The 24,931-nt window shown below is 71.2% G+C and carries 21 protein-coding genes and 2 tRNA genes; 7 read left to right on the forward strand and 16 right to left on the reverse strand.

Features of this window, described 5'->3' with window-relative positions; translation table 11 throughout:
* Positions 1-44: 44 nt before the first annotated feature.
* The 5 genes from IEY93_RS16105 to IEY93_RS16125 form a co-directional block, all read right to left on the reverse strand.
* Entirely contained in the window at positions 45-1,853 is a 1,809-nt protein-coding gene (locus IEY93_RS16105; protein ID WP_189163868.1) for a CoA-transferase, read from the reverse strand.
* Entirely contained in the window at positions 1,850-3,160 is a 1,311-nt protein-coding gene (locus tag IEY93_RS16110; protein ID WP_203968622.1) for a beta-ketoacyl-[acyl-carrier-protein] synthase family protein, read from the reverse strand. The genes IEY93_RS16105 and IEY93_RS16110 overlap by 4 nt, the downstream gene beginning before the upstream one ends.
* A 217-nt stretch (positions 3,161-3,377) precedes the next feature.
* A complete protein-coding gene (locus IEY93_RS16115; RefSeq protein ID WP_189163869.1) occupies positions 3,378-4,919 on the reverse strand; it encodes an FAD-binding oxidoreductase in 1,542 nt (513 codons plus the stop codon).
* 1 nt (position 4,920) lies between these two features.
* Entirely contained in the window at positions 4,921-6,174 is a 1,254-nt protein-coding gene (locus IEY93_RS16120) for an MFS transporter (protein WP_189163870.1), read from the reverse strand.
* 20 nt (positions 6,175-6,194) lie between these two features.
* Entirely contained in the window at positions 6,195-6,914 is a 720-nt protein-coding gene (locus IEY93_RS16125) for an SDR family oxidoreductase (RefSeq protein ID WP_189163871.1), read from the reverse strand.
* Between the two features lie 274 nt (positions 6,915-7,188).
* Here IEY93_RS16125 and IEY93_RS16130 point away from each other — a divergent pair, with 274 nt between their 5' ends.
* Genes IEY93_RS16130 through IEY93_RS16140 form a run of 3 tightly spaced genes read left to right on the forward strand, consistent with a single transcriptional unit; the run spans position 7,189 to position 9,456 of the window.
* Positions 7,189-8,241, forward strand: coding sequence for a phosphotriesterase family protein (locus IEY93_RS16130; protein ID WP_189163872.1), 1,053 nt, complete (start codon positions 7,189-7,191; stop codon positions 8,239-8,241).
* The gene (locus IEY93_RS16135) at positions 8,225-8,590 is read left to right on the forward strand and encodes a cupin domain-containing protein (protein ID WP_189163873.1); all 366 of its coding nucleotides are present in this window, start codon (positions 8,225-8,227) and stop codon (positions 8,588-8,590) included. The genes IEY93_RS16130 and IEY93_RS16135 overlap by 17 nt, the downstream gene beginning before the upstream one ends.
* Before the next feature lie 14 nt (positions 8,591-8,604).
* Positions 8,605-9,456: an SDR family NAD(P)-dependent oxidoreductase gene (locus IEY93_RS16140; RefSeq protein WP_229691178.1), complete on the forward strand. Its 852-nt coding sequence runs from the start codon at positions 8,605-8,607 to the stop codon at positions 9,454-9,456.
* A 40-nt stretch (positions 9,457-9,496) separates the two neighbouring features.
* Here the strand turns inward: IEY93_RS16140 and IEY93_RS16145 are convergent, their stop codons facing one another.
* The 6 genes from IEY93_RS16145 to IEY93_RS16170 form a co-directional block, all read right to left on the reverse strand.
* Positions 9,497-10,612, reverse strand: a complete 1,116-nt coding sequence (locus IEY93_RS16145) for a helix-turn-helix transcriptional regulator (RefSeq protein WP_308425753.1) — start codon at positions 10,610-10,612, stop codon at positions 9,497-9,499.
* Positions 10,613-11,287: 675 nt separating this feature from the next.
* Positions 11,288-12,505 (reverse strand): acyl-CoA dehydrogenase family protein, encoded by a 1,218-nt coding sequence (locus IEY93_RS16150; protein ID WP_189163875.1) that lies wholly within the window; start codon positions 12,503-12,505, stop codon positions 11,288-11,290.
* A 67-nt stretch (positions 12,506-12,572) separates the two neighbouring features.
* Positions 12,573-13,646 (reverse strand): phosphotransferase family protein, encoded by a 1,074-nt coding sequence (locus tag IEY93_RS16155; RefSeq protein WP_189163876.1) that lies wholly within the window; start codon positions 13,644-13,646, stop codon positions 12,573-12,575.
* A 7-nt stretch (positions 13,647-13,653) separates the two neighbouring features.
* The gene (locus tag IEY93_RS16160) at positions 13,654-14,409 is read right to left on the reverse strand and encodes an SDR family oxidoreductase (RefSeq protein ID WP_189163877.1); all 756 of its coding nucleotides are present in this window, start codon (positions 14,407-14,409) and stop codon (positions 13,654-13,656) included.
* Positions 14,410-14,416: 7 nt separating this feature from the next.
* Positions 14,417-15,946: an FAD-dependent monooxygenase gene (locus IEY93_RS16165; RefSeq protein ID WP_189163878.1), complete on the reverse strand. Its 1,530-nt coding sequence runs from the start codon at positions 15,944-15,946 to the stop codon at positions 14,417-14,419.
* 20 nt (positions 15,947-15,966) lie between these two features.
* Positions 15,967-16,644 carry a LuxR C-terminal-related transcriptional regulator gene (locus tag IEY93_RS16170; protein WP_189163879.1) on the reverse strand — a complete coding sequence of 226 codons (678 nt, stop codon included), beginning with the start codon at positions 16,642-16,644 and terminating at the stop codon, positions 15,967-15,969.
* A gap of 363 nt (positions 16,645-17,007) precedes the next feature.
* Here IEY93_RS16170 and IEY93_RS16175 point away from each other — a divergent pair, with 363 nt between their 5' ends.
* Positions 17,008-18,009 carry an aldo/keto reductase gene (locus IEY93_RS16175; protein ID WP_189163880.1) on the forward strand — a complete coding sequence of 334 codons (1,002 nt, stop codon included), beginning with the start codon at positions 17,008-17,010 and terminating at the stop codon, positions 18,007-18,009.
* Between the two features lie 80 nt (positions 18,010-18,089).
* Here IEY93_RS16175 and IEY93_RS16180 read toward each other — a convergent pair.
* A tRNA-Val gene (locus tag IEY93_RS16180) sits at positions 18,090-18,164 on the reverse strand.
* A 448-nt stretch (positions 18,165-18,612) separates the two neighbouring features.
* Here IEY93_RS16180 and IEY93_RS16185 point away from each other — a divergent pair.
* Positions 18,613-19,026, forward strand: a complete 414-nt coding sequence (locus IEY93_RS16185; RefSeq protein WP_189163881.1) for an SsgA family sporulation/cell division regulator — start codon at positions 18,613-18,615, stop codon at positions 19,024-19,026.
* A gap of 42 nt (positions 19,027-19,068) precedes the next feature.
* On the opposite strand, the gene IEY93_RS16190 is transcribed toward IEY93_RS16185, so the two are convergent.
* Complete coding sequence (locus IEY93_RS16190) at positions 19,069-19,701, reverse strand: DUF305 domain-containing protein (protein WP_229691179.1); 633 nt, start codon at positions 19,699-19,701, stop codon at positions 19,069-19,071.
* A 116-nt stretch (positions 19,702-19,817) separates the two neighbouring features.
* On the opposite strand from IEY93_RS16190, the gene IEY93_RS16195 reads away from it, so the two are divergent.
* Positions 19,818-21,221, forward strand: a complete 1,404-nt coding sequence (locus tag IEY93_RS16195; protein WP_229691180.1) for an LVIVD repeat-containing protein — start codon at positions 19,818-19,820, stop codon at positions 21,219-21,221.
* Positions 21,222-21,231: 10 nt separating this feature from the next.
* On the opposite strand, the gene IEY93_RS16200 is transcribed toward IEY93_RS16195, so the two are convergent.
* The 3 genes from IEY93_RS16200 to hutH all read right to left on the reverse strand — a co-directional run bounded on the left by IEY93_RS16200 (position 21,232) and on the right by hutH (position 24,702).
* A complete protein-coding gene (locus tag IEY93_RS16200; RefSeq protein ID WP_189163883.1) occupies positions 21,232-22,062 on the reverse strand; it encodes an aminotransferase class IV in 831 nt (276 codons plus the stop codon).
* A 41-nt stretch (positions 22,063-22,103) separates the two neighbouring features.
* A complete protein-coding gene (locus tag IEY93_RS16205; protein ID WP_189163884.1) occupies positions 22,104-23,093 on the reverse strand; it encodes a chorismate-binding protein in 990 nt (329 codons plus the stop codon).
* Positions 23,094-23,154: 61 nt separating this feature from the next.
* On the reverse strand, positions 23,155-24,702 hold the full coding sequence (gene hutH, locus IEY93_RS16210; RefSeq protein WP_189163885.1) for a histidine ammonia-lyase: 1,548 nt from the start codon (positions 24,700-24,702) through the stop codon (positions 23,155-23,157).
* 155 nt (positions 24,703-24,857) lie between these two features.
* Here hutH and IEY93_RS16215 point away from each other — a divergent pair.
* Positions 24,858-24,930, forward strand: a tRNA-Gly gene (locus tag IEY93_RS16215).
* The last annotated feature ends 1 nt before the right edge of the window (position 24,931 follow it).

A 24,931-nucleotide genomic window follows, 5' to 3' on the forward strand; every position in this document is an offset into this window, starting at 1 on the left:
GGGCACGGCGGCGGTCCGCCGGCCGTGACGCGTGCTCGGCCGGATCAGCGGTAGCGGCCGTCCGGATCGAGCGCCCGCAACGACTCGAGCTCTTCGGTGGTGATGGGCTTCTCGATGACCAGGCCAGCCGCCGGGGCCGTCCAGGCGGTACGCCGCTCCAGCAGGTCGCGGGCCCGTTGGATGGCGCCGGGTTCCTCGCCGGCCGGGTCGTCCTCGGATTCGCCCGGCGGCAGGAAGGTGGCGAGCCGGAAGCCGTCGCCGGAGGCGTCGCGCCGGAAGCGCCCGAAGTCGCCGACCACTTCCCGCACCCGCCGGCCGGGGCTGGTCCGGTAGTGGACCCGGGGGACGTAACGGCGCCGGGAGGTGGTGGCGATCACCACGCAGTCGGTGGTGGAGGCGATGTCGTTCGCCCCTCCCGACCCGGTCAGCCAGCGTCCCTCGGCTGTCAGGCTGGTGTTCAGGGTGCCGGTCTCGTCGATCTCCGCCGCGGCCAGGACGCCGAGTGCCCGCGGGTTGGCCGCGACCATGCCGCCGAGTATCTCCGGGATGCCCGCCAGCATCTCGCTGCGTCCGGCGTGTGCCAGGCTGAACAGGTACACGTCCCCGTTCTCCGGCTCGAAGCCGTACATGCCGAGTTCGGCGGCGACCTTGACGGCGTGGCCGCCTCGCCGGAGCAGGTCGGCGGCCAGCCAGGCGGCCAGATGCGAGGCGCCGATCCCGGCGAGCAGGGTGTCGTAACCGCCGTGCCGCACCTGGTCGGCGACGGCTCGGGCCCCGAGCACGATCAGCCGTTCCAGCCTGCTGGGCGCGGCGTCGCGCGGGTCTTCGGCCGGTCGACGAGGTGCGGGCGGGGCCGGTGGTGCGCCGGGCCCCTCGGACGCGGGCCGCTCGCGGGCGGCGGCGGGCTTCTCCCCCGCGGCCCGCCGGCCGTCGTCGCCGTCGTGGCAGGCCAGCGCGGAACGGCGCCCGGCGCCCAGGAGCTCCAGGTAGCCGGCGTGCGAACCCGGCCCGGTCACCCACTCCTGGTACCAGTCGGCCCCCGCGTGCGGCCCACCGCACGCGGCGACGATGCGCTCCATGAACGCGTAGTCGTCGAAGTAGCCGGTCACGCCGCAGACCCCGGCGGTGCGCAGCGACTGCGGATGGGCGCCGAAGGGCGCCTCGCACAGGCCCAGTACCCGCGAACCGGGGATGAGGACACGATCGGCGACCGCCCGCAGCTCGCCACGCGGGACGATCCGCTCGACGGAGGCGATCACTCCGCGCCGGGCGGCGTAGGCGGCCCAGGCGCCCTCACCGAGCGGCGGCACCACGACGATGTTCCCGTCCTCGTCGGCGCACACGCCGTGCACCAGGGTCACGTCAGGGCGCAGCGGCGTCAGCAGCGTGATCGGCCGCCCCGGCCGGGCCGGGTCGTCCACCTCGTACAGCTCGCCGCTCTTGCCGCCGGTCAGGTCGGTGCCGGTCAGCGAGGCGGTCGTCGCGTACGGCAGTCCGAGCGCGCCGGCCATCAGGCGCTGGACGTAGGACAGCAGCGACCACGCCTCGAAGGTGAACGGCCGCCCCTCGGCCAGGTCGCGGTACAGCGGATTGGGCCGGGGGGAGGGATAGGTGTCACCGGCGAATCCCGCGATGACCTTGTCCGCGACGCCGGACAGGGCGATCGCGTGCGCGGCCGAGTGGACGGCGGTGGTGCTGACCGTGAGGTGCCCGCCGGCGCCGAGGGTTCGGCACAGCGCGTAGGTGAGCGCGTTCGGCCGCGAGGGGGTGCCGGCCAGATGGACGTGGTCGCCGGGCGAGACGGTACGGCGGACCAGCTCGTCGGGGCCGGCGGCGATGATGGGGGGCGTCATGACACCGCCCCTACCGCGGCGACCGCCGTCTGGCTGCCGAAGGCGAAGGACATGGACACCGCCAGGCCGACGCGGGCCGCGCGGCTCCCCTCGGCGACGTGATCGTGGTCGCACTCGGGGTCGGGGTCGGTGAGGTTGATGGTCGGGGCGATGGTCTGGTGGTGGGCCATCAGACCGGTCGCGGCCACGTTCATGATCCCCGCCAGGCCGAAGGTGTGCCCGTAGATGGGCTTGTTGGAGCTCATCGGCGGTAACCGGTCCGCGCTCCTGCCGGGATACAGGGCGCGCAGGGCCCGGCTCTCGGCGAGGTCGTTGTACGGCGTGGCGGTGCCGTGGGCGCAGAAGTAGTCCACCTCTTCGGGATCACGGCCGAGATCGGTCAGCATCGTCTCGATCAGCGAGGCCGTGACCTTGCCGGTCAGGTCCATGGTGGTCGCGTGCGCCGCCTCGTTGAGGGAGGCGACCGAGAGCAGTTCGGCGTAGGCGCGGGCGCCTCGGGCCGCGGCGAAGGAGGCGCGTTCCAGGACCAGCACCACCGAGCCCTCTCCCAGGGCGAAGCCCTCCCGGTCGGAGTTGTAGGGCCGGACCGCGCGCGTGGGGTCCTCACGCTCGGTGGAGAGCACCTTTCCGCCCGTCGCGCGGTAGCACGCGGCGACCTCCGGGGTGATCGGGAACTCATGCCCGCCGACGAACATGACGTCCGCCGCGCCGGCGCGCAGTTCGCGCAGCGCCACGCCGAGCGCCTGGTGACCGCCGACGCAGGCGTTGCTGAGCGTGGTGACCAGTCCCTGGGCGTCCAGATGGATGGCGGAGAGGCTGGCCGGGCAACCGGCCAGGCCCCGGAACATGGCGCCCATGTCCCCGAAGGGCGCCGGGCTCGCTCCGGTCAGCGCGTCCCGCCACCAGGAGAGCGGCCCGCGGGAGGAGGACATGACGATGCCCACCCGGCGCGGGTCGGCGTCCCCGGGTGCCAGGCCGGCGTCGCGCCGGGCGTCGGCCGCGGCCGACATCGCGATGAGGATCTCCCGCGAGTACTTGGCGGCGTGGCGCTCGGGCAGATCCGGCAGGTGGCGACGGTGGTCGAAGCCGGATATCTCGGCGGCGACGTGTACCGGAATCCCCGTCGCCTGCGGATCGAATCGGGTGAGCGGCCCTATCTGGGACCGGCCGCGCGAGATGTTCTCCCAGAAATCCCGCACGGACCCGGTGCCGGGAAGCACAACGCCGATTCCGGTGATCAGAACCCGTTCCGAATGGGACGACCGGGAATCCGCGTCACCATCGCGCATGAATTCGTCACTGACCATGGAAAGGATGCTATAGATATTCATCCGGCATTTCCCAGGACCCTCGGTACCGTTTTTCGCAGGCGCTCGGGCACCAGGGCCGTCGACCTCTGCGGCGCACCGATCGCAACGCCGGCTCGTGCGCCGGTGGACGGAAGGGCCGTCCCGACCGGCGGAAACGCAGAAGAGGCGGGTGACGCCGGGATGTGCCGGCGTCACCCGCCTGGTCGACCGGGTGCTAGGGGAGCCTTACCGAAAGCGCGTGCCGGAAGACATCGCCGGGATCCCAGCACGCCTTCGCACGCTGTAATCGCTCGTACCCGTCCTTGAAATACAATGTGTGCCACGGAATTCCGGAGGTGTTCACCGAAGGATCCGCCAGATCGGTGTCCGGATAGTTGATGTACGACCCGTCGGTCGCCGTCCCGGGGGCGGGCACGCCACCGGTGGCGGCGTACAACTCGGCGTAGAACCGGCGGATCCTTTCCACATGCCGCTCGTCGTCTCCCGAGTGCACCCAGTAGGTGCCCAGATAACTTTTCAGGATGGAGTCGCGTTGCGGCGCGGCGGTCGCCGAGGGATGGACGGAGTTGATCTGCCCTCCGTAGGAGAAGAGCAGAAGCACCGTGTGCCCGTCGTAGCCGGGATCGGACAGGAAGCGGTACGCCGTCGCCGCCTGCTCGCCGGAGTACGGCTCCCTCAGGTAAGCGCCTTTGCTCTTGGACCGGGTGTGGATGCCGCGGTTCTCCACGTCACGGAGCGCGGAGTCCAGCCAGGGCATCGTGGTGTACTGGACCGACCAGGGAACGCCGACACCGTCGTTCACCGCGGCGATGTAGTCCTCCAGGAGCTTCGCCGAACCCGGGTCGCTCCCGTCCATCTGCGCGTTGAGCGTCACCTGACCCACCATCAGCTGGTTGAGGTACAGGCCGCTGTACAGGCTGTCGTACGGCCCCGGTCCCTCGGCGCCGTCCTGCTGGTGCCACTCGCCGTGATTGCGCACGATCTTGGTGAACGCCGCCTCGGTCATCGTCTCCCAGGGCCAGTTGACCGACGCCAGGATGGTCGTCCGCGGCGGCCTGGGCAGGATTGTGGCCGGCCCGTCGCCGGCATCGGCGCCGGGCGAGCGGAACCAGTACCGCGTGACGACGCCGAAGTTGCCGCCGCCGGCGCCGGTGCAGGCCCACCACAGGTCCCGGTTGGGATCGGCGGGCTCCCTGGTCGCCACCAGGGTGCTCGCCCGGCCGGACCGGTCCACCGCCACCATCTCGACTCCGTACAGATGGTCGACGATCAGGCCGTGGCGGCGGCACATCGCGCCGAAGCCGCCACCTTGCACGTATCCGCCGAGTCCCACACCGGGACAGGTGCCTCCGGGGATGGCGACGCCCCAGCTCAGATACAGAGCGGGATAGACCTGGCCCAGCAGTGCCCCCGCACCGATCGAGAAGGCCCGGTGCCGCGGGTCGAACGCGACGGAGTTCATCCGGGACATGTCGATGAGCGTGCGCACCTCCGGGTTGTCCACCAGGTTCTCCAGGCCGTGCCCGCCGCCGCGCACGGCGATCCGCGAGCCGTCGTCGACGGCCTCCTGGACCACCTGGCGGACCTGTTCGGCGGAGTGGACCAGGCGCACGGTGCCCGGCGTGGCGGCGAAGCGTGTGTTGCGCCCACGTCGCACGAGGTGCGCGTAGCGAGGGTCGTCGGGGCGCACGGTCACCGCGGCCGGCGGCCCGGCGGCGGTGTCCAGGCTCTCGTGGCCCAGGGCAGGGGACGACATGTCAGTGCTTCCCTTCAGGGGTCGTCGGGGAGTCGCGCCGCCTGCGGAGGACCCGGTGGCCGAGGAGAAGGAGCAACGCGAGCCCGGCCACGCCGACTCCCAGTGGGGCCACCGTCGACCAGCCGCCGTACGGCCATGCGGCGCCCGCCGCCGCCGAGCCGAGGGAGCCTCCCAGGAAGTACGCGGTCATGTAGACGGTGTTGACGCGGCTCCGGGTGCCACCGTCGGCATCGGCGAAGATGGTCGCCTGGTTGGTGATGTGCGCCGCCTGCACGGAGAAGTCGACGAGCAGGACGGCGCCCGACAGGACCGCGATCGACGCGCCGTGCGCCGACGCCACCGCGAAACTGAGGAGGATCGCCGTGAAGGCGGTCGCGGTCACCATCGTCTGGCGGCCGCCGTCCGCAAGGCGGCCGGCCAGTGAGGCGCCGAGCGCGCCGGCGGCGCCCAGCAGGCCCATCAGCCCGATCGCGGCGGGGCCGAATTCATAGGGGGGCTGGCCGAGCCGTAACGGCAGGGCCGTCCACAGGATGCTGAAGGCCGCCATGCCGCAGGCTCCGTACAGCGTCCGCTCCACGAGCACGGGGCTGTGCCGGACCAGGGCCGCCAGGGAGGCCAGCAGGCGCAGGTAGGCCCGCGGGGAGATCGGCCCGGCCGACGCCGTCGGCACGAGCACCCGGCGTACGGCGAGGCCGACGGCCAGCATCAGGCCGGCCGCCGACCAGAACACCGCGCGCCAGCCGGCCACGTCGGCGAGTAACCCGGCGAAGGTCCGGCATAACAGGGCGCCGAGGATCAGCCCTGTCATGACCGTCCCGACGACTCGCCCGCGCTGCTCGGGGAGCGCCATGTTCGCCGCCTGCGGCAGGATCACCATGGCCGACACCGTCACCAGCCCCAGCAGGAAGCACAGGCACAGCAGGACGGCGCCGGAAGCGAACGGGATCACGGCGAGCACCGCCGTGGTGGACGCCATCAGCACCGAGAGCAGGCGCCTGCGGTCGGTGGCGTCACCGAGCGGCACCAGCGCGACCAGCCCCACCGCGTAGCCCAGCTGGGTGCACGAGACCGCCCGGGTGAGGGTGTCGGGAGTGGTCCGCAGTGCGGCCGCCATCTCCTGCATGATCGGCTGTATGTAGTAGAGATTCGCCACGCACAGGCCGCAGGCGACCGCCAGGACGAGGATCGTCGAGCGCGGCAGCGCGGTGCCCTCCGGCCCGGAGGGCCGCGTGGCCGGCGCTTCGACGCCGGCCACGCTGTTTCGTTCTCTGGGCGTCACAGCACCGCGCCGCCGTCGACGTGCAGGAGCGCGCCGGTGACGAAGGTGTTCTCCATGGAGTGCAGCACCGTGGTGGCGACGTCGTCGGGCCGGCCGATCCGCCCGACCGGCGAGGACTTCGCCGTCTGCTCGAACAGGGCGGCGCGCGCGTCCTCGGGGATCGGCTCCCACAGCGGCGTGTCGATCAGACCGGCCACGACGACGTTCACCCGGATGGGAGCGAGTTCGACGGCGAGCGACCGTCCGAGCCCGCCGATCGCGGTGTTGGCGGCGGCCGTGATGCACATGTCGGGGTACGGCTTGTAGCCGGCGGCGCCCGCGAGCAGGGTGATCGAACCCCCCTCGGAGATCTTCCGCCCGGCGTGCCGCACGCACAGCATCTGTCCCACGATCTTGGTGTCGATGCAGCGCCGCACGTCGTCCGCCGCCATCTCGTAGACCGAGCCCGTGGCCATGTCGCCGGGGCACACCACGAGGTGGTCCAGGGCGCCCACGGTGCCGAAGAACGCCCTGACGCTCTCCTCGTCGGTCACGTCGATCACGCCGGTGGTGACACCGTCGATCTCCTTGGCCGTCTGCGCGAGCTTCTCCTCCGACCGGGAGGCGACGACGACCTTGGCCCCGGCCGACGCAGCCTGCCGGGCCACGGCCTTGCCGATGCCGGAGCTACCGCCCACCACGACGATGAGGGCTCCCGACAGGCTCTTCTCAGCCATTTTCTGTTCTCCTGGGTGGCATTGAACGGATGGTTCGCTGGGATGAGTCGCGGACCCGGAGCGGGCCCACCGGCTCGGCAACGACGGTGCCACCACTGGAAGCCGATAAGCAGGTGGCTTCTTGTCCTAGTTGGCCGAGTACCAGGCTGGGACGCCGGGGCGTCGCCTGTCAGGTGCAATGACCACCACCTTCACGGCTCGACTCATCGCCTCAGCTGCCGGAATCATCGGTTCGGCAGGTGATGGACAGGCTGCGACCATGAAGGCGGTCAACATGAGCACGGTTACCCCGGCACCGCTCGAGCACGTACCCACCGTGCGCGGGCCGGTGTCCGCAGACGACCTCGGGCTCACCCTCGCCCATGAGCATCTCTTCGTCCTCAGCGCGGAATTCCAGTCCAACTACCCGGACCTGTGGGACCCGGAGGAGGGCGTTCGTGCCGCCGTGGCGCAGCTCGGGCGCGCCTACGAGGCCGGAGTACGGACGATCATCGACATGACCGTGCTCGGCCAGGGGCGTGACCTCTCGCTGGTCAAGCGGGTGGCCGAGCGGACGGAGGTGAACATCGTCATCGCGACCGGCGTCTACAGTGTCGACGGGCTCCCGCTGTTCGCCCGGTTCCGCGGCCCCGACGGCATCGCCGTCTCGGAGGAACCTCTGATCGACCTGCTGCTTCGCGATGTGACCGAGGGCGTCGGCGGAAGCGGGATACGGGCGGGCGTGGTGAAGTTCGCCTGCGAGCGCGTCCCTCCGGACGCCAGTGCGCACCGGATGGCCGCCGCCGTGGCGGAGGTGCACCGGCGCACCGGAGTCCCGGTGCTCGTCCACTCCGACCCGTTCGACGAGAGCGGCGGCAACGGCATCGATCTGGTGCGGATCCTGGAAAGGGAGGGGGTGGCCCCGAACCATGTCGTCGTCGGCCACGCCGGCGACTCCGCCAGCCTGCGCTACCTGCGCGAACTCGCCGACACCGGCTGCATGCTCGGTTACGACCGCTACGGCATGGAGCGGCTGGCCCCCGACGAGCAGCGCAATGCCACGCTGGCCGCGCTGGTCCGGGCAGGTCATACCCGGCAGATCCTTCTCTCGCAGGACCACGCGGTGCACATCGACTACTTCACCGTCGAGCAGCGGCGGCACCTGTTCCCCCAGTGGAGCTACACCCACCTGCTGGAACGGGCGCTGCCGCGGCTGCGCGCGGAGCAGGACATCGACGAGTCGGCGATCGACATCATGCTGGTGGACAACCCCAGGCGGCTGCTCACCCGGCAGGGTGCCCCCGCGCCGGCCCGGACCGGGGAGATGGCCGATGTCCGGCGCGCCTGACCCGCGGCGATCACGGGCCGAGGCGCCCGGGCACGCCGAGCCGTGGGACGAACTGGGCACAGAGCTCGTCCTCGACGAGGAGCGCGTCAAGTGCTGGATCGAGACCGTGCCGCCCGGCGAGCGTCGCCCGGCGCACACACATCGGCATCCGTGGGTGACGATCGTGCTGTCGGGCGCCTTCTGCGAGTCGCTCACCGAGCACGGGGAACTGATCAAGAAGGCTTCGCTGGAGACGGGACGGGTGATCTTCAACCGAGGTGACGACCTGCCCATGCGGCACTACGTCCGCAACATCTCGGACCGAACACTGACCATGGTCGCCATCGAACTGCGCGACGGAAAAGACTGAAAGGACCAAGCATCGTGACCGCTCAACGCCCAAGCCCGCCGACCGGACCGGCGCTGGTGACCGGCGCCACCTCGGGGCTCGGCCGGGCGACGGCGCTCGCCCTCGCCGCGCGAGGGTGGAACATCCTCGTGCACGGCCGGGACAAGACGCGCTGTGACGAGGTCGTCGCGGAGATCAGGGCGGCGGGCGGCAGCGCCTCTCCCTACCTGGCGGATCTCAGCTCTCTCGGCCGGACCGCGGCGATGGCCGAGCAGGTGGCCTCGGACTACCCGAGCCTGAGCCTGCTGCTCAACAACGCCGGCGTGGGATTCGGCGCCGACACGCGGTACCGGGAGGTGAGCAAGGACGGCTACGAACTGCGGCTCGCCGTCAACTACCTCGCTCCCGTGGTGCTCACCAAGCTGCTCAGGGCACCACTGCGCGCGGGAGGCGGTCAGGTCGTCAACGTCGGATCGATCGGGCAGAGCCCGCCGGACTTCGACGACCTGCAGTTCATCCGTCGTTACGAGGGGTCGAAGGCGTACATGCGCAGCAAGTTCGCCCTGGCGGCCTTCACCTTCGCGATGGCGGAGGAGTATCTGGAGGACGGCATCCGGGTCAACTGCCTGCACCCGGGCACCTATCTCGACACCGGCATGACCCGCGAGGCGGGCATCAACCCGTGGAGCACGGTTCAGGAGGGGGTCGACGCGGTCCTGCGGGTGATCGAGGCCGGACAGAACGGGACCACCGGCCACTTCTTCGATGGCTCCCGCCCCACCCGGGCGCATCAGGACGCCTATGCCCCCAAGGTGCGGCAGCGGCTGAGGGCGCTCACCGGCCAGCTCCTGATCGGCGTGGAGGGGGCCGAGAAGGCCGTGTGGTAGGCGATCAGGCCCGGATGCCCCGCATCCGGGCCGGTGATCATCAGCCTGCGAAGCCTCGTGGTTCCGGCACCGCCGTGAGCCACGGCGGCCGGCCCTGCCGCTGCGCACCGCGCCGCTCCTCCACCAGCTCCCGCAACTGGGCGAGAAGGTGCGGGTTGAGCACGGGCTGGTGGACGATCAGAGTGGCGTCGGTGTTGATCAGCGCGAGCTTGACGTAACCGATGTGAAGCCGGCCCAGCGACGGATGGTCGAGGGTGCGCAGCGCCGGGCCTCCCGTCTCCAGGTCCATCCGGCGCCACAGATCCCGGAATTCGGGGCTGCGCGCCTCCAATCCGGTGATGAGGTCCACGTACTCCGGTTGCACGAGGTTCTCGGCGTTCTGCGCCCGGAACAGCGCCACCGTCTGCATGGCGTGCTGGTCCCAGTCCGAGTACATGGTCCTGGTGCGTTCCTCGAACGTCATCAGCAGCGTGTTGCGTTCCTCGATGGGAAGCTGCTCGAAATGCGGGAACAGTACGGAGAATCCGTGGTTCCAGGCGAGAACGTCGAAGCGGTGATTGCAGATCACCGCCGGCAACGGATCCAGCGCGTCAAGGAATGTCAGGTACTGGACGTGAATGTCCTCCTTGGAGCAGGGATGACCCGCGGAGGGCGGGCTCTCTCCCGCCAGCCGGAACAGATGCGCCGTCTCCAGATCGTCCAATTGCAGGGCGCGGCCCAGGCTGCTGAGCACCTGCCGGGAAACCCGGATGCGACGGGCCTGCTCCAGCCAGGTGTACCAGGTGACGCTCACCCCTGCGAGGGAGGCCAGCTCTTCCCTGCGCAACCCGCACGTCCGCCGGCGCCCGTAGGTCTGCTGGATGCCGGCCTTCTTCGGACTCAGCCGCTCCCGGCGGCTCCGGAGGAAGGACGCGAGTGCACGCCGTTGCTGGTCGGTTACGTCCATGAATGCCTTTCTCGAAGCTGATCCGGCACGCCGGGTCGTTCCGCTTGATCCGCACGCCGGCGTTTCAGGGTGTGACCGCAGGATCTCGCATGGCGAGCGTGGCCAGAAGGGCATGCGGGCCCGGATCCGTCCGCGGCGTCCGGCGCCCCACGGCCCGGCCGGGACGGCGCGCCGGTGATCGGCGGCGCGCCTCATGCTCGCCGGCCGCATGCCTTCGGATGACGCGGGCCGATTCGCCCGATCACTTCGTCATGCCCGCGCGAGCCCTCAACGGGACGCCGCCCCTCTCGCGTCCACCCCCGGGCACATGGCCGCCCACGGCCGGCCCGCTCGGCGCACCCGCCTCGGCATCCCACGGCGAAAGCCCTGCGCACATTGGCGACCCCCTCTTGACCGAATGTTAATACGTCGTTGAATTCGACGTAATCATGCAGGTCGCCACAATGCCGACTTCCCCTTTCCCTGAACCTCCGGGAATGCCCGGCGGAACACCCGGTCATTATGCCACCATCTTACACGAAATCAAATCCGATACCAGTCACCCGATTTTCGGACACGATTCCCCGCGGCGGGCGAGCCGCCTTTCTCCGGCCCGCCGCCCCGGGGGCGCGCCGCCCTGCGCCGATACCCGCCGCCCCGGCGCATGACGGCGTCGCTTGTGCGCTCCACGCGATCCCGGCCGGAGTTTCGGACACCGGACGCCGGCTGGAAACCATCCGGCGGAGTGATATCTCCGGTAATCGCCGCCGCGCCGCAGATCCGCCTCTTTACCGGCTGGTTTCGTGAAAGTTCTGCTCCGCAGTAAGGCCGGTCACCCGCATTTCCCCTGCCGTCCCGGCGCGACGGCGCATATCGCCCCTCCCGGCGCCATGCGTCCGGCCCATCTCACGGCCGGTCCTGGTGGACGGCCAGCTCCCGCCGGGCGAGCGAGGCACGGTGGACCTCGTCCGGGCCGTCGGCGAGCCGCAGAGTACGGGCGTGCGCCCACATCTGCGCGAGGGGGAGGTCCTGGGACACCCCTGCTCCGCCGTGCGCCTGTATCGCCTTGTCCAGCACCCATTCGGTCATCGCCGGAACCACGATCTTGATCGCCTGGATCTCGGTGTGCGCACCCTTGTTCCCGACGGTGTCCATCAGCCAGGCCGTCTTCAGGACGAGGAGGCGCGCCTGTTCGATGCGCACCCGGCACTCCGCGATCCACTCGCGCAGGACGCCCTGCTCGGCGAGCGGTCTGCCGAACGCCTGGCGCCGTGTCACCCGCCGGCACATCAGGCCGAGGGCGCGCTCGGCCATCCCGATCAGCCGCATGCAGTGATGGATGCGCCCTGGGCCCAGCCTCGCCTGCGCGATCGGGAAGCCGTCGCCCTCGGCGGCGATCATGTTGGCCGCCGGGACCCGGACGTCACGGAAGACGATCTCGCCATGGCCGCCGTGCGCGCCGTCGGTGTATCCGAACACCGTGACACCACGGCGCACCTCCACTCCCGGTGTGTTCCGCGGCACCAGCAGCATGGACTGCCGCCGATGCCGGGGGGCGTCGGGGTCGGTCCTCCCCATGACGATGAGAAGTTCGCACTCGGCCGCCATCGCCCCCGACGACCACCATTTCCGGCCGTTGACCAGGTAATCGCTCCCGTCCCGTTCGATGCTGGTCGAGATGTTGGACGCGTCGGAGGAGGCGACGTCAGGCTCGGTCATGCAGAAGGCGGACCGGATCGTGCCGTCCAGCAGGGGCCTGAGCCAGCGCTCCTGCTGCTCCGGCGTGCCGAACAACGCGAGGATCTCCATGTTGCCGGTGTCGGGGGCCGCGCAGTTCAGCGCCTCCGGGGCGATGTGCGGACTGTGCCCGGTGATCTCGGCGAGCGGGGCGTACTGGAGGTTGCTCAGACCGGCGCCGAAGCGCGTGTCGGGCAGGAAGAGGTTCCACAGCCCACGGGCCCTGGCCTCCTTCTTGAGCCGCTCCATCTCCGGCGGCCGGCACCAGGGGTCCGCGGACGTCCGTTCCGGCGCGAAGGCCGGCTCCGCGGGAAGGACGCACTCGTCCATGAAGGCGAGAAGTCTCTTGCGAAGTTCTTCGGTGCGGGCGTCATGGGCGAAGTCCATCGTGTCTCCGTTCCGGCCGGCCGGCGGTGTGATCGTGGTGCGACGCACCCGTGCGGGTCCGCGCTGCTCATTCGAGCTCGTCCAGGGCTGCGTGGCCCCGCTCGACGAGCATCGGGACGGCGTCGGCGATGCCGTCGAACCCGTCGCCGACCACGAGCCCCTGGCGGCGACGGTGATCGATCCCCCGGAGGATCGCGACGATCTTGTAAAAGGCCAGAGCCGTGTACCAGCCGAGCCTGGCCGGCCGCACGGCGCTGAGGGCCGTGTAGCGCTCGATGAGATGATCACGGCCGGGCCAGCCGGGAAGCGCGCCCGGTGAGGCGACCGGCGATCGCGGGACACCCGCGAAACCATCCCAGTACATGCAGAGCATGCCGAGGTCGGCCAGCGGATCCCCGATGGTGCACATCTCCCAGTCGAGCACCGCCCGGATCCGGCCGCCGTCGCCGGGGTCCAGCAGGAGATTGTCGAGTTTGTAATCCCCGTGCACGATCGAGGCCGCGCCGGACGCCGGGCAGGTGGCGGCCAGCCGGTCGTTCAGCGCGTCCGCCCCGGGCGGCGCGCCGCCCGACGCCTCCATCTGCCGCCTCCAGCGCCTGACCTGACGCTCGAGGAAGCCCTCGGGACGGCCGAATCCGGCGAGTCCGGCCGCCGCGGGACCGACCGCGTGCAACGCGGCGAGCGTGCCGGCCACGGCGTCGGTGAGGCGAACCGCGTCCTTCGGGGTGAACGTCAGCAGATCGCCGTCCGTGCGCAGGACGCGGCCCTCGACCCACTCCATGACATAGAACGGCGCGCCCAGCACCGACGGGTCCGCACACAGCCCATAGGTCCGTGGCACCGGCACGTCAGTGGGGCCGAGCGCCGTCAGCGCCCGGAACTCCCGTGCCATGTCGTGCGCGGTGGCCAGGACGTGGCCCAGCGGCGGACGGCGCAGCACCAGCAGGCGCTCGCCCCACCCGAGGAGATAGGTGAGATTGGAACGGCCGCCGGCCAGCAGGCGCACCGTGGTCAGCGGGCCCGGCTCGCCGGGGAACCGCCGGCGCAGCCAGCGGCTCAATCCGGCGATCTCGATCCCCGCGGGCACGGCCGGACGGGAGGGCAGGCCGGGGGGCAGTGCCCCGGATGACGGGAAGGTCATGACCCGGTCAGACCCCTCCGCCGCTCAGGACGATCCCACCGTCGGCGACGAGGGTCTGACCGGTGATCCAGGAGGCGTCGTCCGAGGCGAGGAAGGCGACCGCGCCGGCGATGTCCTCAGGGGTTCCGAGCCGCCCGAGTGCGTACTGACCCGCCAGTTCGTCCTCCCGCCCCTCGTACAGCCGTGCCGCGAACTTCGTCCTGACCACTGCGGGCGCCACGGCGTTCACCCGGACCCGGGGGCCCATCTCCTGGGCGAGTTGACGAGTCAGGTGGATCAGTGCCGCCTTGCTCGCCCCGTACACACCGATGCCCATGGCCGGGGTGAGCCCGGCCAGGGCGGCGATGTTCACCACGGCTCCCCCGTGATCGCCCAGCCAGGCACGGCGCGCCTCGCGCAGCCAGCCGAGCGCGGCTCCGACGTTGACGTCGAAGGTCTTGCGAACCGCGCGGTCCTCCATCTCCAGCACGCGGCCGTAGGCGGGGTTGACCGCGCTGTTGTTGACCAGCACGTCGATCCTGCCGAACTCCTCCAGCGTCCGGGCGACCGCCGCGGCGCGATGCCCGGGATCGTCCGCCCGGCCTGCCACCGTGATCGCATGCCGCGGGCCGCCCAGCGTCTTCACCGCCTCGGCCAGCGACTCCTCACCACGCGCGGTGAGGCAGACCCGCGCGCCCTCGGCCACCAGGCGCCGGGCGCAGGCCAGGCCGATGCCGCGGCTGCCGCCGGTGATGAGCGCGACCTGTCCATCGAACCTGTTCATACCGGCGTCACTCCCCACCGCGCGCGGCCGGGACCGGGGACAGGTACCGCTCCAGCCAGGCGGTGACGCGCCGGCCGCCGATCTCGTCGACCTCGGCCACCACGCCGTCCGGCCGTACCACGGCGGACACCTCCCCGCGCAGCCCCAGCGCCGCCCGGACGGCTTCGGACTCCACCTGGACGACGTCGACGCCGGGCACCGTCCGCCACCGGCCGGCCGCCAGGTCCGGCCCGGGCGACCCCGGGCGCGCGAAGAGCACAAGGCAGACGTCCGGTGCGGCGCGCAGCAGGTCGTGCAGCCATCCGCCCTGTGGCAGCGGGACGTCCGGCAGCCGCCCGCCGACCGCCAGCCGGCCTATTCGCCGGCGCGGCCCGGGATAGGCCAGTGTGAGCTGGGCCTGCCGAGGGACCACGGTCCGGTCGAGCACACCGGTCGCCTGAGCGACGTGCAGCGCCGCGTCCCGGACCCGGCACCGCCAGCCGCGCATCGTCCACAGTCTGGTCTGCCGATCGGTGTCCCTGACCACCGACAGGGCCACGTGCCGGCGTTCCCGTTCCCACTCGTCCAGGACCGACTCCGGGCGTGCCTCGTGGACCACACCCGCCAGGCGCCATGCCAGCGAGGAGGCGTCCTCGATGCCGGTGTTGAGTCCCTGACCGCCGGCCGGGCTGTGGATGTGGGCGGCGTCACCGGCGAGCAGCACCCTGCCCTCCCGGAACCGCTCCGCCGCCCTGCGGTGCACGCGGAACACACCCGTCCGCGGGCTGCCCAGCAGGTGCACCGGTACGGGGACGCGCTCGGAGGCGGCCTCCTGCACCGTCCGGACCGGATCATCCACCGGGGCGTCGGGCGCCACGCTGACGAACACCCTGTACTGGCCGGCCGGCAGCCCCACGATCACCACGACACCGGAGGGGGTCATGTAATAGTGCGCCTCATCGTGACCGAGCGGCGTCTCCCACGGGCCGTCCGCCAGCAGGAACTGCTGCGGATAGGACGCGCCGGTGAACGGGACGCCGAGGGCCCGCCGGACGGCGCTGTGCGCCCCGTCACAGCCCACCAGCCACCGGCACCTGCTCTCCCAGCGCTCCGCACCGTCCATCCCCGAGAACTCGACCTGGACACCCCCGCCGTCCTGGCGCAGGCCGCCGAACCGGGCGCCGAACTCGATCTCGCCGCCGAGGGCCAGGAACCGCTCGCGGAGCACCGCCTCGGTCTGCTCCTGCGGCAACGACAGCGCGTACGGATGCCGGGTGCCGGTCAGTCCGTCGAAACGGGTGCGGGCCAGGCGCCGCCCACCCGAGCTGTAGTTCTGCGCCCGGATGACGTGCCCCCGGGCGACGACCTCCTCCGCGGCGCCGATGCGGGCCAGCGCCTCAAGGGCCCGTGGCCACATGATGATCGCCTTGGCGTGGGGATGAGGGCGGTCGGCCTTCTCGACGAGCCGCACGGCCACGCCGCGCCGGAGCAGTTCGGCGCCGAGGGTCAGCCCGACGGGGCCGGCGCCGACGATGAGCACATCCGATGATCGGATCATCTTGTCCGCTCCACCTTCCCTCAGCAGGCGGCGGCACGCTGGTGCCGTGCCGCGGCCTTGGCGAGTTCACGCCGGTTGGCGAACCCGGTCTTGTGCAGGACGCTGCTGACGTGGTTCTTGACGGTCTGCCGCGCCAGGTGCAGCTCCGCGGCGATCTCGTCGTTCGAATACCGGTGCAGCAGCAACGCGAAGATCTGCTCCTCGCGCTGGGTCATCCGAACCGGCGGGGCGCAGACCTGAAGATCCCTGGCGTCGTCCCCCTCCCGCGCCGGATGACCCGGCGGCCACACCGGACGTCCGGCGATCACATCGCGTACGGCGTCCAGGAGCTGCCGTTCCGTCGCCGAGCGATGCACCATGCCGTCCGCACCGCTGGCCAGGCACGCCGCGACGAAGGAGGCGGCGCCGTTTCCCGAGTAGATCAGCACGGCGGGAGCGGAAGGCAGCCGCTTGAGCCGCCGGCACCAGCTCAGGACGCCGTGCGGCCGGTCCGCCTCCGTCGCGAGTACGACGAGGGCCACGCCGTGCCCGCGAACCGTCTCCAGCGCCTCCCCTCCGAGCGCCGCCTCATACACGCGGCCGGCCAGTCCCGAGCAGCGCAACAGCGCGGCGACAGCGCCTCTGGAGACGGGATAGGGGTCGATGACCAGCACGTTCGAGATGCCCGGTGACCAGGGCGGTAGGTCTTCTCCGACCATTTCTGGCCTCCTTCCTCGCTATGAAGGTTCGGGTGGGACCTGAAAGATCAAAGATTGCGTCGCGGAATTTCCCAGGGTGGTCTAGGGTGGGGCGGCCCGTTTGGTGCGACCGGTGAGGTGAACGGTCCCCGATCAGTCTTGGGAAGCGGTCCGCGGCCGAGCCAGGGTTGATCACTACCTGTGCGCCGGATACCGGTGTTCCTTCCACCCCCCTGTTCGGTGGTGGTCCTTCTGCTGGCACGACCAGTACCAGGCTGACGACGCCTCCGTTCGGCATGCTGAGTTCCGGCCGGGCTCACTCATGGCCGGCAAAGGCTCGCCGCCGTCTGAAGACCCATCGGTTCGACACCTCAGGGAGCACTCATGACCACCGCCGCGCATTCGCTCCTTCCCCGCACCGTGCTGGGCGGAGCTCTGAACGTCCCGGTCATCGGGCTCGGCTGCATGGGCATGGCCGAGTTCTACGGCGCACCGGACGAGGCCGAGTCCATCCGGACCATCCACGGAGCCCTGGAAAGGGGCATGAACTTCCTCGACACCGCGGACATGTACGGTGCCGGTCTGAGCGAGGAGATCGTCGGCAAGGGACTACGCGGTGGCCGCCGCGAGCGGGTCGTGCTGGCCACCAAGTGCGGCCTCATCCGCACGCCGGACGGCGTCCGGCTGGACGGCAGCCCCCGGCACATCCGCCAGGCGGTCGAGGCGAGCCTACGGCGGCTCGGCACCGACCACATCGACCTGTACTACCTGCACCGCGTCGATCCGGCCGTCCCGGTAGAGGAGTCGGTGGCGGCCATGGCCGAACTCGTCGAGGCGGGCAAGGTACGTCACCTCGGGTTGTCGGAGGCCGGCTCCGCGTCGATCAGGAAGGCCCACGCGGTGCACCCGATCACCGCCGTCCAGACCGAGTACTCCCTCGCCAGCCGGACCCCCGAGCGTTCGGTCCTGCCCACGGTGCGGGAACTGGGGATCGGTTTCGTGGCCTGGGGGCCGTTCAGCCGGGGCCTGCTGTCCGGGACGATCAGGCCGGGAGCCGATCTGGCACCCGACGACATGCGCCGGGGCCTTCCGCGGTTCCAGGGGGACAACCTCCGGCGCAACGCCGCCCTTGTGGCGCGGATCGAGGAACTGGCCGCGGAGGAGGGGTGCTCCCTCGCCCAGCTCGCCCTCGCCTGGCTGGTCGCGCAGGGCGTCGTACCGATCCCGGGCGCGCAGACCGTCACGCACATGGCGGAGAACGCCGCCGCCGGAGGCGTATCCCTCACGCCGAATGCCCTGCGCCGGCTGGACGAACTCGTCCCCTCCGGAGCCTTCTCCGGCGATCGCTTCCCGCCGCACCTGCTCGCCATGGTCGAGGAGGACTGACCCCGCCCGCACCCGGGCGGGCGACGCCCTCCCACAGAAGATCAAAGGCCGCTTCCCCGAAAGGGAAGCGGCCTTTGACGTGGTGGGCGATACTGGGATCGAACCAGTGACCTCTTCGGTGTGAACGAAGCGCTCTCCCGCTGAGCTAATCGCCCTCCTGCTCGTCGGCCCGGCCTCGCTGGGAGGCCCTGCCGACGTGGAAAACCATACCCCACTCCGGGGGGTGCTGGCGAAGCGGAGCGGAGATCCGATCACGAAAGGTTCCCGGGAGTACGGCGGCGCGGCCCCCTGTTGTCATAGCATCGTCATGCCCCATACTCATCCGAATCGCACCACTTATGATCTTTACTCAGACTCACCCGCAGATGCCCAGTAGGACGGCAGGACGACAGCTAAAACCCTCGCAAACACGCACCTCTAAGCGATGTTTGACCAGGTAGAGGCGCAAATGTCGCGCTGTGATATGCGTTACAGAAGGCCCCGGGAGCGGAATCTCTCCTGCAGGTCTCTTCGTTCCGCAGACACAGCTCCGAGCGAAGTCCTTCGAAGCACCGCGACCCAAGCCCCGCGCAGGGGACCCACCGACGAAAGGCATGGCTGACGATGAACGCCACCGTCTCTGCCGAGCTGGGCCTTCGACTTGTGGTCCCCGACCGTACGACCGTCCCCCTGCTCGCCGGCCTGAGCTACACGGCCGATGACCCGTACGCCATCAGGATGGCCTTCCACGTGGGGAACGACGAACCGGTCGAGTGGATCTTCGCCCGCGAGCTGCTCACCGTCGGCATCGTCCGGCGGGTGGGCGACGGCGACGTCCAGGTATGGCCGGCCCGCACCGACGGCGAGCGCACGCTGAACATCAGCCTGACCTCGCCCTTCGGGCAGGCGCTGTTCGAGGTGCCGCTGCCGCCGCTGACCGAGTTCCTGCACCGCACCTACGAGCTGGTGTCCGCCGGCCGCGAGACCGACTTCATGGACCTGGACGAGGAGCTCACCAACATGCTGTGGAGTTCCTGACCACCCCGGTCCCCGCCGGCCACTGCTTCCACAGGCCCGCGGCTACGCCTTTCCGGCCAGCCGCCGCATCCGGAGGATCTCCACCCGCTGGCCCGAGGCCATGTCCTGGGCGAGTTTGCGTAGGATCTGGTCGGTGCCGCCCGCCAGTTCCTCCCCCGCCATCTTCACGGCCCCCTCGTGGTGCCTGATCATCAGGCGCAGGAACAGCGCGTCGAAGGCCGTCCCGCGTGCGGAGCGCAACGCGTTCATCTCGGCGAGGCTCGCCATGCCGTAACCCTCACCCCCGGCTCCCCGTCCGTCATGGCCGTCGGCCGGCGCGCGGCCGAGCGCGCGCAGCCAGCGCGTCATCACCTCGATCTCGGGGCGCTGGGCCACCGAGATCCGCTCGGCGAGCCCCCTGACGCCGGGGTCGGCGGCCCGCGAGGGGGCGAGTCCGGCCATCTCCAGGGCCTGCCGGTGGTGGGGGACCATACGCTCGGTGAAGCGCACGTCCGCCGCGCTCGGGGCCGCCTTGGTCCGGCCGGGCCGCTCCCCCGGGCCGGCGGTGCGTCCCGCGTCCCCGGGCGCCCCGGGCACGATGACCGGGGCTCCGGCGTCGGCCGTGGGCGCTTCAGGCCGTGCCGCCCCGTCGCCCGTGCAGCCGGCCAGCGTGGAAGCCGTCCCGGATACCAGCACAACCGTTACCCAAACCGCGGACAATCGGCGTCGGATCGACATAGCTTCCATACTGGGACACGTTTCCATATGCGACACCAACCACGGGGGGCATTGTGCGCAGGCGGCGGATCGGCATGTTCGCGTCCATGATGGGCGCGGTCCTGCTTCTGGGAGGATGCGCCGGCAACCCGGCGACCCGGTCCCCCGCCACCTCGGGCGACGTCCCCACCGCGACCGCGGCCTCCGCCCCGCCGGAGACCGCCCGCCGCAGCCCGAACGCCAAGCCCGTGGCGCACGTACCGCTGTCGGGGCCGTTCGGCGGCGAGGAGGCGTGGGGCACCGACCTGGCCTTCCAGGGGAACTACGCCTTCGTCGGCAACTACGAGGGCTTCACCGTCCACGACATCAGCGACCCGGTCAAGCCGAAGATCGTGACCCGGGTGGTGTGCCCGGGCGGGCAGAACGACATCTCGGTCACCGGCAACCTGCTGTTCCTGTCGGTGGACGACCCGCGGGACGGCAACACCTGCGACAGCCGGCCCAGTGACGACCCGTTCGGCGGCTGGGAGGGGGTCCGGATCTTCGACATCTCCGACAAGACCCATCCGCGCTACGTGAAGTCGCTGGCCACCGCCTGCGGGTCGCACACCCACACGCTGGTGCCGGGCAAGGACGCCTCCACGGTCTACCTGTACGTCTCGTCGTTCGGCCCCGACGAGAACTCCCAGACCTGCAAGCCGCCGCACGACTCGATCGCGATCGTCGAGGTCCCGGTCGCCGCCCCCGCGCAGGCGAAGATCGTCGCCCAGCCGGTGCTGTTCACCGACGGCGCGGCCGACGACGACTCCACGCCCGGCGCGACCAGCGGCTGCCACGACATCACGGTGTACCCGGAGAAGAACCTGGCGGCGGGCGCGTGCCTGGGCAACGGCATCCTGATGGACATCTCCGACCCGGTGCGGCCCAAGGTGCTGCAGCAGGTCACCGACGCGGAGAACTTCTCGATCTGGCACTCGGCGACGTTCAGCAACGACGGCACCCGGGTGATCTTCTCCGACGAGCTCGGCGGCGGCGTGGCCCCGGCGTGCGACGCCAAGACCGGGCCGAAGCGGGGAGCGGACGCCGTGTACGACATCACCGGCGACCATAAGCTCCGGCGCCGGGGGTTCTTCAAGATCCCGAGATACCAGACGGCGACCGAGAACTGCGTCGCGCACAACGGCTCGCTGCTCCCGGTCCCCGGTAAGACGATCCTGGTGCAGGCGTGGTACCAGGGCGGGGTGTCGGTGGTGGACTTCACCGACCCCGACCACCCCAAGGAGATCGCCTACGTCGACCCGGCGCCGCTCAGCGGTGCGGACGAGGAGCCCAAACTGGGCGGGTCGTGGTCGGCGTACTACTACAACGGCTACATCTACTCCAGCGACATCACCCGGGGCCTGGACGTCATCGCGATCGACGATCCGCTGACCGATCCGGCCAAGCAGGTCAAGCTGACCGAGCTGAACGCCCAGACCCAGGTGTCCTACCCCGAGTGACCAGAGGAGATCAGGGGTCGATGTCGGCGGCGCTGCGCTCGGCGAAGACGCGCATGGCCTTGGCGGTGACCGGGCCCGGCGCGGCCGGGAGCACGGTGTCGTCCACCAGGCGGATCGGCTGGACGTCACGGGTGGTGGAGGTCAGGAACGCCTCCTCGGCCTCCTTCAGCACCGACAGGGGCACATCGGCCTCGACGCCGCCGTGCCACTCGAGCACGAGCGCCCGCGTGACGCCGGCCAGGCAGCCGGACTCCAGGGTCGGGGTGATCAGCGTGCCGTCGCGGACGATGAAGATGTTGCTGCCGGTGCCCTCGCACAGGTCGCCCGCCAGGTTGCCGAAGATGGCCTCCTGGCCGCCGCGCTCCTTGGCATAGGCCAGGGCCTTGGCGTTGTCGCCGTAGGAGGTGCTCTTGATGCCGGCCAGCGCACCGCGCTCGTTGCGCGGCCACGGCACCACGGTGACGGCGGCGCTCTCGGGGAACGGGGCCTGGGCGCCGACGATGACGACGGAGGTGGTGCCCTGGTTGCCGCGGTCGGAGCCGAGCGGGCCGTTGCCGCTGGTGTAGGTCACGCGGATGCGGCCGAGCGGCCAGGGCGGGGCGGCGGCCAGGCAGGCGCGCACCCCGTCCGCGATGGCGTCCAGGTCCGGCTCGGGCAGGCCGAGCCGCTCGGCCGACAGCTTCAGCCGGTCGAGGTGCCGGGTGAGGGCGAACGAAGCGCCGTTCATGCACTTGATCGTCTCGAACACGCCGTCGCCGACCATCAGCCCGTGGTCGAAGACGGAAACGCTGGCCTGTGCGGGATCGAGCAGCTCCCCGTTGACCCAGACCGGAACGTTCATCTGTCGCATCTCCATTCTCACTTGATGGGGCCGCGCTCCCGTCAGGCTCTCCCGGAGGCGAGCGCGACGAGGCGGGAAGCCTTCAGCTCGGTCTCCCGCCACTCGCGCCGCGGATCGGAGCCCCAGGTGATCCCGGCTCCCGTGCCGAAACGGAGGAGGTCATGCTCGACCCAGAACGTGCGGATGCCCACGGCCAGCGCGGCCCGCCGGCGGTCGGCGTCGACCCAGCCCACTGCCCCACAGTACGGCCCCCGGGGCTCTGGTTCGAGTTCATTGATGATACGAACCGCCGAGGACTTGGGCGCGCCGGTGACCGAGCCGGGAGGGAAGGTCGCGGCGAACAGCTCCGGCCACCCCTGTCCCGGCGCGAGTTCGGTCCGGACGATGGAGACCAGGTGGACCAGGCCGGGGTGCTCCTCGACCCGGCACAGGGCGGGAACCGTGACCGAGCCCACACGGGCGACCCGGCCGAGGTCGTTGCGCACCAGGTCGACGATCATCACGTTCTCGGCGCGGTCCTTGTCCAGCAGGTCGGCGGCGGTGGCGCCGGTCCCCTTGATCGGGCCGGACTCCACGACGTCCCCCTCGCGCGCGAGGTAGAGCTCCGGGGAGGCCGACACCACCGACAGCCCGGGCAGCCGGATGGTGGCCGCGTAGGGGGCGGGGTTGCCGCGGGCCAGCCGATGGGCCAGGACGAGAGGGTCGGAGCCGGCGGGCAGCCCGGCGGTGAGCACCCGGCACAGGTTGGCCTGGTACACCTCGCCCCGCCCGATGTGCTCACGGATCCGCTGGACGCGCTCCTCATACCCCTGCCGGTCCAGCGAGCTGGTCCACGACAGGGACGCGGGCCAGGGGCCGGTCGGCTCGGGCAGCGCCGCCGGCCGCACGTGGTCGAAGCGGGCGCAGGTGACCTTGCCTTCGTAGCCGACCACGACGGCCCACCACCCCGTCCCGTCCAGGACGCCGAGGTCGGTGGTCACCTCGCGCAGGCCGGTGGCCAGCAGCCCGGCGACATGGGCGAAGTACACCATCGCATTCTCCCGCGCGGACGGCCGCCCGTGCCGGGCGGGCGGATGGTACGGGCCCCGGCGGTCAGGCCAGTGGCCCGGTGATCGACTCGGCGGCGGCCACGACGGCGCCGGAGGCCACCAGGCGGGTCACCGCCTCGATCTCGGGGGCCAGGAACCGGTCGGGTCCCGGCCCGGCGACCTCCTGGCGCAGGGCGTCGACGACGGCGCCGGTCGCGGGAGCGGGGGTCAGCGGGCGGCGCAGGTCGAGGGCGCGGGCCGCGGTGAGGACCTCGACGGCCAGCACCCTGGTGAGTCCGTCGATCGCCCGGCGCAGCTTGCGGGCGGCGGACCAGCCCATGGAGACGTGGTCCTCCTGCATGGCCGAGCTGGGGATGGAGTCCACGCTGGCGGGCACGGCCAGGCGCTTGAGCTCCGACACGATGGCCGCCTGGGTGTACTGGGCGATCATGTGCCCGGAGTCGACGCCCGGGTCGTCGGCGAGGAACGCCGGCAGGCCGTGGCTGCGGGCGACGTCCAGCATGCGGTCGGTGCGCCGCTCGGCCATCGAGGCGACGTCGGCCACGGCGATCGCGAGGAAGTCCAGCACGTACCCGACGGGAGCGCCGTGGAAGTTGCCGTTGGACTCCACCCGGCCGTCGGCGAGCACCACGGGGTTGTCGACGGCGGAGGCCAGCTCGCGCCCGGCCACGGTGGCGGCGTGCGCGAGGGTGTCCCGCGCGGCGCCGGCGACCTGCGGGGCGCAGCGCAGCGAGTAGGCGTCCTGGACGCGGGTGCAGGAGTCGTCCCGGTGCGAGGCCATGACGCCCGAGCCGGCCAGCAGGGCGCGCAGGTTGGCGGCGGAGGCGGCCTGCCCGGGGTGGGGGCGCAGCGCCTGCAGCTCGGCGGCGAACACCCGGTCGGTGCCGAGCAGGGCCTCCACGCTCATCGCCGCGCCGATGTCGGCGGCCTTGAGCAGGCGGGTGAGGTCGTCCAGCGCGAGCACGAGCATGCCGAGCATGCCGTCGGTGCCGTTGATCAGGGCGAGGCCCTCCTTGGCGGCGAGCTCGACCGGCTCCAGACCGGCCCGCTTGAGCGCCTCGGCGGCGGCCTGCCGCTCGCCGTCCCGGTCACGCACCTGGCCTTCCCCCATCAGGGCGAGCGCGACGTGGGAGAGCGGGGCCAGATCGCCGGAGCAGCCGAGGCTGCCGTACTCGTGGACGACCGGGGTGATCCCGGCGCTGATCATGCCGGCGAGGGTCTGGGCGGTGGACGGGCGCACGCCCGTGTGCCCGGTGGCCAGGGTGTGCAGGCGCAGCAGCATCATCGCCCGGACGACCTCGGTCTCCACCTCGGGGCCCGATCCGGCGGCGTGTGAGCGCACCAGGGACCGCTGAAGCCGCGCGCGCAGCGCCGGATCGATGTGCCGGGTGGCCAGCGCCCCGAAGCCGGTCGAGACGCCGTAGGCCGGCACGGGGCTCGCGGCCAGCTCGTCGACGCGCGCCCGTGCCCCGGTCATCGCCGCGATCGCCCGATCGCTCAGCCGGACGGCGGCGCCGCCCCGGGCGACGTCGATGACCTCGGCGAAGCTCAGCGGCTCCGGGCCGATCTCCACGACCTCGTTGTCGCGCATTGGTGTCACTCTCTCGCTCAGGTAACTGGCGTATTGCATGTTAGCCCCTTACAGGGCGGGCGATGCCGCCGGGACCGGGGCGCTCCGGTTTGGGGAGTCGGCCCGGGATTCGCTAGAGTTCTCTGCGTGAGGCCGGGTGTTCACCGGCCGATCACGCGGACGTGGCTCAGCTGGTAGAGCATCACCTTGCCAAGGTGAGGGTCGCGGGTTCGAATCCCGTCGTCCGCTC

The sequence above is a fragment of the Sphaerisporangium melleum genome (genome assembly GCF_014646695.1).
GTDB lineage: Bacteria > Actinomycetota > Actinomycetes > Streptosporangiales > Streptosporangiaceae > Sphaerisporangium > Sphaerisporangium melleum.